The organism is Microcoleus sp. S13_C3 (assembly GCF_036700905.1).
Classification (GTDB): domain Bacteria; phylum Cyanobacteriota; class Cyanobacteriia; order Cyanobacteriales; family Microcoleaceae; genus Microcoleus.
Genome location: NZ_JAUBPT010000024.1, coordinates 1 through 12130 on the forward strand (window position 1 = coordinate 1; position 12130 = coordinate 12130).

Annotated in this window: 11 protein-coding genes; 7 read left to right on the forward strand and 4 right to left on the reverse strand. The window is 46.4% G+C overall.

The window, feature by feature from the left end; all coding sequences use genetic code 11:
• Window positions 1-114: 114 nt before the first annotated feature.
• Window positions 115-1521 (reverse strand): S-layer homology domain-containing protein, encoded by a 1407-nt coding sequence (locus QUA16_RS09440; RefSeq protein WP_333105961.1) that lies wholly within the window; start codon window positions 1519-1521, stop codon window positions 115-117.
• On the opposite strand from QUA16_RS09440, the gene QUA16_RS09445 reads away from it, so the two are divergent.
• From QUA16_RS09445 to speD, 6 genes are all read left to right on the forward strand, one after another.
• The gene (locus QUA16_RS09445) at window positions 1498-2001 is read left to right on the forward strand and encodes a hypothetical protein (protein ID WP_333105959.1); all 504 of its coding nucleotides are present in this window, start codon (window positions 1498-1500) and stop codon (window positions 1999-2001) included. The two genes, QUA16_RS09440 and QUA16_RS09445, sit on opposite strands and share 24 nt — an antisense overlap.
• Window positions 2002-2631: 630 nt before the next feature.
• Complete coding sequence (locus tag QUA16_RS09450; RefSeq protein WP_333105958.1) at window positions 2632-3111, forward strand: BON domain-containing protein; 480 nt, start codon at window positions 2632-2634, stop codon at window positions 3109-3111.
• A gap of 405 nt (window positions 3112-3516) precedes the next feature.
• Window positions 3517-4746, forward strand: a complete 1230-nt coding sequence (locus tag QUA16_RS09455; RefSeq protein ID WP_333105957.1) for a histidine kinase — start codon at window positions 3517-3519, stop codon at window positions 4744-4746.
• 1029 nt (window positions 4747-5775) lie between these two features.
• Window positions 5776-5997 carry a hypothetical protein gene (locus QUA16_RS09460; protein WP_333105956.1) on the forward strand — a complete coding sequence of 74 codons (222 nt, stop codon included), beginning with the start codon at window positions 5776-5778 and terminating at the stop codon, window positions 5995-5997.
• Window positions 5998-6607: 610 nt separating this feature from the next.
• On the forward strand, window positions 6608-7669 hold the full coding sequence (locus QUA16_RS09465; protein ID WP_333105954.1) for a pentapeptide repeat-containing protein: 1062 nt from the start codon (window positions 6608-6610) through the stop codon (window positions 7667-7669).
• 711 nt (window positions 7670-8380) lie between these two features.
• Window positions 8381-8803, forward strand: coding sequence for an adenosylmethionine decarboxylase (gene speD / locus QUA16_RS09470; protein ID WP_006633984.1), 423 nt, complete (start codon window positions 8381-8383; stop codon window positions 8801-8803).
• Window positions 8804-8887: 84 nt separating this feature from the next.
• Here speD and QUA16_RS09475 read toward each other — a convergent pair whose 3' ends face one another.
• Window positions 8888-9484, reverse strand: coding sequence for a hypothetical protein (locus QUA16_RS09475; RefSeq protein ID WP_333105952.1), 597 nt, complete (start codon window positions 9482-9484; stop codon window positions 8888-8890).
• A gap of 145 nt (window positions 9485-9629) precedes the next feature.
• Here QUA16_RS09475 and queF point away from each other — a divergent pair, with 145 nt between their 5' ends.
• Window positions 9630-10049 carry a preQ(1) synthase gene (gene queF, locus QUA16_RS09480; protein ID WP_333105951.1) on the forward strand — a complete coding sequence of 140 codons (420 nt, stop codon included), beginning with the start codon at window positions 9630-9632 and terminating at the stop codon, window positions 10047-10049.
• A 37-nt stretch (window positions 10050-10086) separates the two neighbouring features.
• On the opposite strand, the gene QUA16_RS09485 is transcribed toward queF, so the two are convergent.
• Both QUA16_RS09485 and QUA16_RS09490 read right to left on the reverse strand, forming a co-directional pair.
• A complete protein-coding gene (locus tag QUA16_RS09485; RefSeq protein WP_333105950.1) occupies window positions 10087-10284 on the reverse strand; it encodes a DUF2283 domain-containing protein in 198 nt (65 codons plus the stop codon).
• Window positions 10285-10551: 267 nt separating this feature from the next.
• Window positions 10552-11964: a cytochrome c biogenesis protein gene (locus tag QUA16_RS09490; RefSeq protein ID WP_333105948.1), complete on the reverse strand. Its 1413-nt coding sequence runs from the start codon at window positions 11962-11964 to the stop codon at window positions 10552-10554.
• Window positions 11965-12130 lie beyond the last annotated feature (166 nt).

Genomic DNA, 12130 nt, shown 5'->3' on the forward strand with positions numbered 1-12130 from the left:
CCTATGCCCTATGCCCTATGCCCTATGCCCTATGCCCTATGCCCATGAGTACCTCATCTTTCTGAGAAAGGCTATAGATGCTGTGTTCACAACTTTTAACTACCCCAAAAAACTCTACTCAGCAGGTTTAGACTTTGCTTCCAGGGCATCTTTAGCAGACAATCCCTGATCTTGAACGCCAAAATACCACAAACTAGCAGCAGCTTCGGCGCGAGTCACTGATTTCTTCGGCTGAAACAGAGTAGTAAAACCAAAAACGCGGCGAATATTCGCCAAATCTCCATTGTTAAAATCAGCTAAAACTGCCCGCGATGCCTGGGAATCAATCTTAGAAGCATCTTGAAAACCCCACTTTTCTTTCACTCCGTCAATGTTAGCTGTCGGTAAAACTTGACGACTATCTAAAGGCACTTTCCAGAGAATCATTGTTTCGCGAGTTAAAGGTGCATCCGGGCGAAATTTCACATCTTTAGTTTCTCCAGAAAGCGAACTCGGAATTACACCTGCTTCTGCTAAACCTTGAATTGCTGAAAAATCAGGGTCTGTTTTGGGTACGTCAGAAAAAGCTGGTTCGCTAGAGTCTACTGCTAATCTAATTTGTTTGGCTTGACGGCTAGCATAAATCTGATTGTTAGCTGCTACTAACCAGCGGGCGTATTCGCGGCGAGTGATAATTTTGTTGGGTTTGGGCAAAGTGCTGGCAGTTTCTAAATTAGCACTTTCTGCCGCTCGCACTTTCAGCACTTCCAACTGACTTAAATCTGCCACATACTGCCGCAACTGTTGAGGAATTTGGCTTTCTTGTTGGCTAACTTTTGCTGATTTTGGCGAGGCTGATGGCGTTGGAGTATTTCCCTCTGAATTAGATGGAGTTGGTGAAGCGGTTGGAGATGCGCTAGACTCGGAATTATTAGGTTGGGGACTGGCGGCAATTTCGGGGCTTTCTTTGCTGTAGTCGATCGCAAATTCTGTAGAACCCCCTACTTTCTGAGTAGGAGAAAGCGACACTGTTACCCGCAAATTATCTCGCGTTGCTACCAAAGAACCTTGTCCCTCGGCGGTGGGGCGACTGACTATTTCCCAGTTGCCACGCCCAAACTCTGTGGAGTAAAAGTTTTGAACCGAATTAACCGGATCTGTGCTTTCCCAGCGCAGCCGCACATTTTTTGGCGACGGATCTGTTTGCCCAGCAACTTCGATTAACTCAGCATTAGGATATAGTGGAATCTCTGTAGGGAAATCGGGAGGAAGTTTGGCGGTAGAGTTTCTCTCAATTGTTGTCGCTGGTGGCGGGGAAGAGAAAACTACTGGATTTTGTTTTAATTTCGGATCGGCGGCTAAAGATTCTTCGAGGGCCTTGCTGTTGGGGCTGTTTGCACAAGCTGTGACAGCAGCCAGCAGACACACCGCTAGCCAAGTATTTACTGCAGCGAGTATATTGGTTTTATTGGTTTTACTGGTTTTAGCTGGCGATCGCCCTTGAGAGTTGCGTCGCCGTTGAGTAAATATAATATTCAGCATAAATCCCCCCTTTGCGGATATATTTCTAGGCTAGCGCAGATCGATCGGGCAAATATATTTCTTACCCAAATTAAATTTCTGTATTTACTTCTAGTTACTGCTACATTACTTGTCTGGGCTGTCAAGTTTGCCCGTCCCGCTGCATCTCAACCAGCCCCGCTACTGACAGCCATTCCGACGGCAGAGTGGCAGCCATTTTGCTCAGCGATGGGTCAGTTTGCGATCGATATGCCGGGAAATCCCAAAATTAATTCCGAATTTTTTTCAAATCAAATTATTGCTCATACATACCGATCGAACTTAAAAAACAAAGAAACTTATTTGCTTCAATACTTTGACCTAGATTTTCGACTGAGGAACAATAATATCAATAATATCAGAATTACTTTAAATAATGCCGTTGATTTTTTCGTCGTGGGGGCGAATGCTAAATTGTTGCAAGTGCGGGATATTTCCCTCGGAGGCTATCCGGGAAAATAGTTTGAGTTTCAGCCGCTTTCCCCCACTGAACCGATAGGTATAGGTCAAGTTTTTTTTGTGGAAACGCGCGTTTACGGGCTGGTTGCCACTACCCCAGAACCCGAAAATGCTCAAAAATTTCTCGACTCTTTTCGTTTGTTTTGAAGCAGGAAGTTTTACAAGGAGTAGTGTAGCGAGATTTAACAGATTTAATGGAGGGATGTTGAGGGAATAAGTCCCAGGTTCGAGGTTCGAGGGAAAAATTAGTTGGGAGTGGCGATCGAATTTATTAATAAAACTTACGCTTTTAAACTTGGTTTATAGGAAAATATTGGCTTTGGTAACGAAAAATGAAGCCATCTACCGAGTTTCTGAGGAATAATGGGGTGAGAACTCATTAAGTTAAATGTGACTTAATACCTTATTTTGTTTTTTGTACTCTATCTAACGGTATAGATAAATTTTACACCCGTGGAGCGATGTAGATACTTCCTCAAGTTTATATATTTGATATAAGGATTTTTAAATCGCAGAAAGCACAAGTAAAGATGCTCTCTTGCTCCATCTGGCTCCCATCTGGCTCCCATCTGGCTCAACGAAGTCAGGGAAGTCAGGCTCATCGAAAGCTTACCCGGAGGGTATTAACATATTATGAACAAACTAACACCCATTCTCCTCAGCGGCATCCTATTATTTGGAGCTGCTGCTTGCAGCGAGGGGGCTAAAACTAGCGCTGATGCTCCTAATTCTACCACAGAAAATACCAGCCCGCCCCCAGCCGAGACAGTTAAAAAAACTCAGGGTGACGCAACTAGCGATATTCGCAAAAACCAAGCAAATTCTGATATCCGGGCCAGAGAACAGCGCAACAATGTGACGGGCGGCGATGCCACAAGAGCCGAGGGCGACCTCGAAAGTGAAGTGCGCTCCAAGTTAGAAGTAAACATCACTAAAGGTCAGCTAACTGTTGATGCAAAAGACGGGGTTGTCACCGTAGGTGGCACAGTGCCTAATCAAACTGATTTAGCGAAAATTGAGCCGCTAGCTAAAGAGATTAAGGGTGTCAAACAGGTGAATGTTACTGCTGTTGTCGCTCCCGCTGCACCCGCATCGCCTAGCAGCAAGCAATAAATTAGAGGGAAGAATTGCGAGGAAAAGAAGGAAGAAAGATTTAGTTATCTAGGAGAGAAGTCTGAGGGAAGAGGGTAAAGTTTGGCATTGTAAGATTGCTTGAGGAGTGGATCGCAACGCTTAGGTTATCCTCTAGGAAGAGCGGGGTTTTAAGTGAAAGAGTGTAAATTAAATTTACCATTCACGCACTCAAAACTCGCGCAATACCTGCAACTTACCCTTCCCAATTTCTGATTTTTTATCCCGGATAATTAGTTGGAAACCAACCGGAAGATAGAGAACGAGGTTATTCCCAGCGACCGATGAAAATTGTTGGAAAAGAATGACTAAATGTGATTGATGGCAGCAAGCAGAGCATAAATTCTGTGGTTGTGTAAAAGTAGTATATTTTCAAGGAGAAAAAAAATGGCTTTAGGTCAACACAAGCGAGCTGTAGGAGCATTTTCTAATTACCGAGATACGGAACTAGCCCTGATGGAACTGCAAAGTACCGGGTTTCCGATGAATAAAGTTTCCGTAGTTGGGGAAAATCTCGATCGCAGCCAAATTGCGGGCGCTAGCACTGGTACTGGTACTGGTACTGGTAAGGGTACCGACGACAAAGTGGGCGGCGGTGCAAAAGCAGGCGCGACAGCGGGAGTCGTGACGGGCGGTTTGATTGGGTTACTCGGAAGCATAGGGGCGCTAGCGATTCCGGGAGTTGGCCCGGTGATGGCGGGGGGTGCGATCGCAACTCTGCTGGCAGATACTGTAATCGGAGGCGCGATTGGGGCCGCAGCAGGCGGTTTGGTCGGCGGTTTGGTCGGCTTGGGAGTTCCCGAAGCAAAAGCTAAAGCTTATAACGATCGCGTCTCGCGTGGAGAATATTTGGTATTCGTCGAAGGAACAGATGCCGAACTTGCCACAGCCGAAGGAATTATGACTGTGCGGGGCATCCAGGATTGGGGCATTTACGATGTGCCGACAGACACCGGCCGCAGAGCTTCGGGTCGCCAGAAGCGCGCCGTGGGAGTGTTTTCAACCCGCCGCGAGACGGAACACGCACTGGGAGAACTGAGAACTGCCGGTTTCGACATGAATCGGGTTTCGGTCATCGCTAAGGATGCTGAGTCTAAAGGGGAAATCGCAGGCATTGACGTACACGACAGCGCGGACAACAAATCCGATGAAGGGGCCACCAAGGGCGCACTCACAGGTGGCACTTTGGGCGGTTTGACAGGCTTGTTGGTAGGTCTCGGCCTAGTGGCAATTCCGGGAATCGGGCCGATTATGCTGGCAGGAGCCTCAGCTACGGCGATCGCCACTACACTAGCCGGTACGGCTTTGGGTGCAGCCGCAGGCGGCTTGATCGGAGCTTTAGTCGGTATGGGAATTCCCGAAGAGGAAGCTAGAGCATACAACGATCGGGTGGCGAAAGGAGATTACTTGGTACTGGTTGACGGCAGCGAAGCAGAAGTCGCTAGAGCTGAAACCATTCTGAGCCGCGGAGGCATTCAACATTGGAATACCTACGACTATAATCCCAGCGTCGATACTGCTCGGGCTGATTACGGCGCTCCTGGGACTCCAGGGGTTGATACTACGCCCGGTATTTACGATCCCAATCAGGGCGTTACCGGCAACCGTCGGGTTTAATAATTCAGACTTTGTTTGGGTATTTTTTCTACTTTCTGCAGGATAGTCGCACTCGCGCGATCGGATTGTAGAAAGTGAGCGAACCACGACGGGCGAGCTAGCGGTTTTGCACTTCGTCGGTAAAATTATCTCAAAAGTCGGGTTTTTCTCTGAAACCCGGCTTTTGTTTTGTTCTGGAAACGTGAACAAACCTGACGGTCAACTGAGTACAGTTAGACCGCAGGCTTCTTTTTCCTTTTTTTTCTCATGCTTTTTATAGTGAGGTAGTTCCACCCCCACTTGCTAATATAGTATCAGAGTATTTCCCGAGCATCTTGGGGTATAAAAGAATAATTGTCGGTTTCGGTAGCTACACCCGACGAGCCTTTCATTACGCGGGCGTAATTCCCAACGGGGTACGGGGCACAGCGCTCTGATTAATCCCCTCTAAATATACGCCCGGGATTTCCCGGCTGGTAGTTAAAAAAGTCACCTGTCAAAAGTTTAATTTTGATTGGGGGCCCAGTCCGTGAGCGGGGCTTTGCGCCGGAGGATCGGTTCCCTGAATTTTTACAGCCGAAATCTGCACCCATTTTTGAGTCTGTAACACTCACTACAGCTCGATTTCAAACCCTGCTGTATTATGAAATTTGATGACATAAATTACAGCAGATATTGCCCAGTTAGTCAAAGAGCGACTATCTTTAATTATGGGGTGTCTAATTTCACCAACTTATACAGGTGAAGTAGCCCGCCCCGCGCGCCCAGAAATGCCTGCCGTGGTCGGTAAATATTAGAATAATAATATTGTCAGATCCTTCGGGCAAGACTTAGGCTGGTCATTAGTTGGCTGTAGCAGCCGACTTGCCGTTGGCCAAACCTGCTACAGGAATACAGTTTTTCTGGGAATGCCTCAGCGAAACATTTGAGAAGCCCAGGAACAGCTTTTATGTCCGAGCGCGTCTGGTGTCGGGTGTTCTGTTAATTAGAACCGCAAGCGCTCATGGATCGAGTAAAGATTGACAGCAAGCACAGCAGCGCGGGAGCACAATGGCTCGCGGCGTCTTTTTTCGCGAAATCTCAGGCTCAGGGCAGCGTATTGTTTGCTTTGCCTGCGACTCGCTCAGCACTCCGAGGGAAACAGCCTTCCTGTTGGATTTCACGCTGTGTGCAGCACAGTGGGGGGAGGTGAAACTAGCTGAGCTGACCGAGCTCTGCTTTCATGGGCGATCGAAGATAGAAGGCACTTATGTAGAAGGCATTTGGGGTTGAAGCTCCGATATCTTGTTTTTTGATTGCACTAATAAATTCGATCGCCTGTACCAGCAATTTTTCCGGTCAGAATGCGGCGCGGATGCCGCCAGCAATACCCCAAATATTCGAGCGACATTGACAAGATCGATCGACAACTTCTCGGTATTTTGGTAAATGGTTAGCAGGTAATAGTTAGTGATTAGCAGTTAGTATAAATACAACTAACAATTAACAACTAACATCAACCGCCAACTAATTACTAGCCAAATAAGACTTACAGGGCTTACAGGCGGCGAGAAACTCGGTTTCTTCATGAATGCCGCGCTGAAAACACCCAGATTCTTTACGAAAAACCGGGTTTTTCGTGAGTTATAACTAGGTGAGCAGGGTGATACTAGGAATCAACCAGTTTTGACAATTGTTAATGTGGCAGTAAGCTGTTAAGCATTTAAACTGGGTATGAGCAAAATGCCAAACGCTTACACCTCAATCTTGACAGCGAATCAAAATAATTGATTTAAATGCACAACAGCTTATAGGTTGAAAAGACTTACTGCCAAACACGATAGTACAAATTTTCAGACAACATAGAACATCGAGAAATTAAGGAAACTCACTCAATTTTTTTATGAATTTCACTGAGCTTTTAAGTGCCGATGAACTTTTAATTAGACATAGAAACGGGGAACGAGATTTTCGAGGGGCTAACCTCATTGCCGCTCATTTGAGTGAAGCTAATCTCAGTCGAACAAATTTGAGCAACGCTAATTTGAAAGGTGCCAACTTAATTAAAAGCAAACTGATTGGAGCTAATTTAAACGCCGCCGACTTGAGCGGGGCTAATTTGTCTAAGGCGAAATTAATTGAAGCTAACCTCGGAAGTTCTAGTTTAACTGGAACTGTGGCGATCTCCGCAGATTTTAGCGGGGCAAATCTCAGCGGAGCAATATTGTCTCAGGCTGACTTGAGCAAAGCTGTGATGACGGGAGCGAGTTTAGTAGGAGCTTGTTTGCTAAGCGGCTCAAAACTAACTGAGGCTAATTTGAGCGGGGCGACGCTGAGCCGAGCAATTATGAGCGGGGTTGATTTAAGCCGAGCAAATCTGACGAGAGCGATTCTCAGCGAGGTAGATTTGACCGGGGCGAACCTGAGCGGAGCAACTTTAACTCGGGCTTATCTCAATCGCGGAAATCTCAGCGGCGTCAATTTGGTTGGGGCTTCTTTGAGCGAAGCAAGTCTGCGGGAGGCTTCTATTAGCGCTGCTAATTTGAGCGGTGCTGACTTGAGCGGTGCTGACTTGCAATCGGCCAATCTAAATGGCTCTAATTTGAGCGGTGCCGACTTGCAGGGAGCTAATTTGAGTAAAGCTAATTTAAATGGTTTGATCCTGCACAATGCGGATTTGAGGGCTGCGAATTTGAACAAAGCTTCTTTGCGGGGAGCTAACTTGAGCGGTGCAAATTTGGCAGGTGCTAGCTTGCTGGAAGCGGATTTGCGGGGGGCGAATTTGAGTCACGCCAATTTGTCGGGAGCGGGTTTGCTGCTGAGTTCTCTGACAGGGGCGAATTTGACAGGAACTAATTTGTCCGAGGCTAATTTGATTGGGGCAAGCTTGAATGTTGATAATTTGAATGAAGCAGCTTTGGGCGGGGCGATTTTGCCGAATGGAGCTACTCACAGCCGGGATTGATCAGTTGATTAAGGGAAAATAGTTTTGAGTTTTAAGTTAAATCATCTTTAACTTAAAACTCAAAACTTTTCGAGCTTCAGCCCCAGTGGCAAATTCTTCAACCGGATTCGCGGTATCAACCCTACTCTGCTACACAAAACTTGGCTAAACTTATTTAAGTCTCACCATTCAATAAAGATTTCTCCTGAAGGGTCTGCTTCCTGCTTCACCCAAGGGAGTCGGCTCGCAACTTGTCCACAGGCGTTAATTCGGGTGGAGCATCGCCCTAATCGAGTTAATTGTAGTTGAAGCTTTTAGCCATGAGTCATCCACTATTTTCAACCAATTTAACGAAACGCGGACTCCCGTTCGACCTTGTAACAGGCTGGTCAGTTTTGACATACGCTGTGGTTTACAAACCAGATAATTAAGCCTTTTTTAGGCATTGGTGTAATCATACCGCCCAGAATGTTAATCAGTCAAGTTAAGTATGACTAAGTTTAGTAATTTTTTTTGCTATTTAGTCCAACTCCACCCCAATTCTGTCGCCGTGCAGTTCCCCAAGTTGACGCGCGATCGCCAGCCCCAATCCCAAACCCCCAAATTTACGATTTAGGGCTCCATCCTCCTAATCTTCATCTTTCTTTGTGAAACATACTTGCAAAATTTTTGACATCGTGCTAACGTTAAAAGGTTTGAGACTTAACATCAATAGAGGTAAAACCCCGCAGAATGAAACAATTGGGAACCCATCTGGTCGCTGATGCTTGGCAGTCTCCGGGAGACCTGCTCAACGATCCTGAACGTATCCGCCGCGCTATTCTCGATGCGATCGAAGCCGGAGGAGCTACTCTCATCGATTTGTGCGTACACCAGTTTAGTCCTCACGGAGTGACAGCTACTGCTACTTTGGCAGAGTCTCATATAGCAATCCATACTTGGCCTGAACACGGTTATTTTGCTGCAGACTTATTTTTCTGCGGAGCCGGCGACCCTCACCGAGCCATGAAGGTGCTACAGACAGCTTTGGAAGCTAAACAGGTAAAACTCACTGAGTTCACGCGCGGTTTCGAGCCAGGGGTGGGAATTGTAGGCTCTGCTTGTGAAGAGCAGTATGCCCCTCGTTCAGTAGAAACGAGTGCCGCCAGAGGATGATGGCCAATTAGCGTAACTTTGAACAATTTATGCTAGGTTTTGTTTAAAATCCCACGGCTCAATCCGTGGGATTCTTGTTGGAATTTACTTTTTCATTAATAAAGGGCGGACAACTAAATAACCTGCACCGAAAGCTGCAATCACAATCAGAAAAATCGCGATCGCCAACCACAATCCACTTAAGTCGGAGGTTTTTTTGAGTTGAGATCGCACACGGTAAGGAGTTTCCGGCACCTCTGTAAATAATTTTTCGGGAAGTGGCTGCGGCATCGAGGGGACTGTTGGCTCCGGTTCCGGTAGTGGGAAGGGGAAAGCCACTGTCTGAGGTGGTTGAGGTATGGCAGAGTTAGTCTGCGAGGTTACAGGTGGTGGGGGCGGAGGTTCAATGCTGAAATTGAATTTGACTGACGGCATTTGAGGCATCCCTGTCTGGGTGACGCTCTGAGCCGAGTTGACTACTTGCTGTAACTGTTGGGATACTTGAACTACTGTTTCTACTTCTCGCCGCAGTTGTTGATTTTGTTGGACTAATTGCTGATTGTGGGTTTTGAGAGAGTCCACCATAGCTTGGGCTGCTTGGAGCTCTGCCGTGACTTCTCGATAGAGGGAAATCGGTACCGATGGAGAGTAACTATTTGAGTTTTCGGGGGAAGTATTGTCAGATAAGGTAGTATTTTGCATAATTGTAGATGGCGAGGGTGAACTTGTTTTAGTTTAGCCTGAGACTATTTGCAATTAGATCGATCGCAACACAATTCGTCAAGATATTTGTTACAGATATTGAACGTAAAATTAATTTAATGTTACAAGCTTTTAGTCGATCGCTATGAACAACTACGCACCGGAACAAAATATGTCGCAAAAGTCAAGCACCGAAGAAATGAAATACGGCGAACGCCAGATTTTGGAAGGGGAGTTAATTACTTTCCCGAATCCGCGAGTCGGGCGGCGCTACTCGATTAACATTACGTTGCCAGAGTTTACTTGCAAGTGTCCGTTTTCTGGCTATCCCGATTTTGCGACAATTCACGTTACTTACGTGCCAGACGAGCGGGTGGTAGAGTTAAAGGCGCTGAAACTGTACGTTAACAGTTATCGCGATCGCTACATTTCTCACGAAGAATCGATCAATCAAATTTTAGACGATTTTGTGGCGGCTTGCGCGCCGCTGGAAGCGACGATCAAGGGCGATTTTTCGCCACGGGGGAACGTCCACACCGTGATTGAGGTGTCGCATCAGAAGTAGGTGCAGTCCCTGTGAGTGTCCGCCCGCTTGAACTGCTTTAGCGGGTAGGGATCTCATCGGAGAGAGATTCTAATGACATAAATTGTTTGACATTTAATATTTCAATCAACACCAGTTCTCCGCTGCTAGAATAGTGCAAAATCATGTTCCCTTCATCTTCGGCATAGGCGATCGCGCAATCGGAAATTTCGATCAGCATCGCATCTACATCAGCGCTATATCTAATCTTTTTCATATCTTGACTTTCTAGAATCTCTCTTTTTAGTAATGCGTGTTAACTGAACTCAATCCTTTTTAGGATCGCGAATTAAATAATTTACACTCTTGAAAGTGGGGAGTAGGGGTTGGGCGTCCCGCCCGCCCTTTCTGGACGGGCGGGACGCCCATCCCACAAGAACCATCAAAATTGTAAGTTATTTAATTCTCATTCCTTATCACATTTATTTCCTGTTTAATTATCCGTTTTTCACCTGGTGTAAGGTGCGCCTAGCGCACCCTACGGTTAGTTTTGATTCGCTAGAGAAGTCGGCGCTATTTCGCTCTTTTCTTCCTCTTGTTTCGATTCTGCCAACTTGTCCAAAATCTCCACAACTTCTCTTTCAAAACTCACCTGAGCGCGATTCGTGCGCCCGCCGACGTATAGTTTGCCGTTGGTTTCTAAAGCCCAAATCTGCGAGTGAGACAGATAGCTCATCAGCACACTAAGCATCAGCAACCCGAAGCCAGTATAAACGATCGGAATGCCAGGATCGGCTTTAATTTGCAATCCCGTACTGCCTACAACTTCGTCAATTGTCAGCATGACTCCGTTAACTTCCACCGCCGTTCCTGCGCGAACTGTAGTTAACAATTTGCCATCCGTACCGTACACTAACATTGTGCCTTGCAAGTCTTTTGCTAGCAGAGAAACTCCCGCACTCAAATCGGGTTTTGTGGGAATCCAAGCACCCCAAATTCGGCCTTTACCTTGGGTGTCTAACTGAGCCATTGGCAATTGTAAAACCGGGCTTTTGTTGAGGCGAACTCGCACGGCGGCTATGGCCCAATCTGCTTGATAAAAAGTGACTCCCCGATATCTGAGGGGCTCGTTAACGTGAATGGTTTTGCGATCGACCTCTTGGCCTGTTTTGTCCAAAACTGACAGGTCAGAGTAAAATTGGTCGATTCCGCCTTCGGGAGTATAATCAATCCAGAACCGATTAACTCGCATCGACCAATCCTTCGGTATTTGCGGCCCGGCCCAAGGCCCCGCATCCAGAATATTCTGCACCTGAAATGTTTCGCCGCTGGGAACAATTTCTTGACCGAGAAATCCCGTCATTGCGCCCCATATCGACCCAGTTAAAATAATTAGCATACTGGCGTGAACAATAATCGGGCCGATTTTGCCAATTATTCCCTTGCGGGCATAAACTTTTTCGCCTTCTCGAAATATGCGGTAGTTTTTTTGCTGCAAAAGTGGTTCTAAGGAACTTAAAGCAACTGTTTCTAATTCCGCACTGAGAGCTAATTTTTCAAACTGCTTTGGTTCTTCATAAAATTTCCAGCGGCGAGCGGCTTTTAGTGCGGGAAATTGTCGGGTAAATGTACAAGCTGTTAAGCTGCTGCCGAACAAAATTAGGATTGACAAAAACCACCAAGTGCGGTATACGTGGTCAAGTCCTGCAATTAGCACAACTTTCCAAGTTAGGAAGCCGAACAAAGCAGGGTGTTCGGGATAGTTAGATTGGTAAAAGGGTACTGATTGGCCTTGTTCGATGACGGTGCCGGAAATGCTGAAAAATGCGATCGTCAGCAGCAAGATAATTGCCAGCCGCAAATCTGCTAGCACCGGCAAGATTTCTCGCTTGAAAAACTTTTGAGGGGCAGTCGCCCAGTTTGAGAGTTTTGATAGAAATACTTCTTTTGATGTCATTGGTAATTATGGAGGAAGTTCGGCAACGGATTTTGTAACGGATGTAACGGATGTCAGCAAGTTCGGCCACGGATTTTGTAACGGATGGAAGAAGGGAGAAGGGAGAAGGAAGAGAAAGGAGGGAAAAAAAAGATGAACAAAATATTATTATGTTTATTGAAAAAGT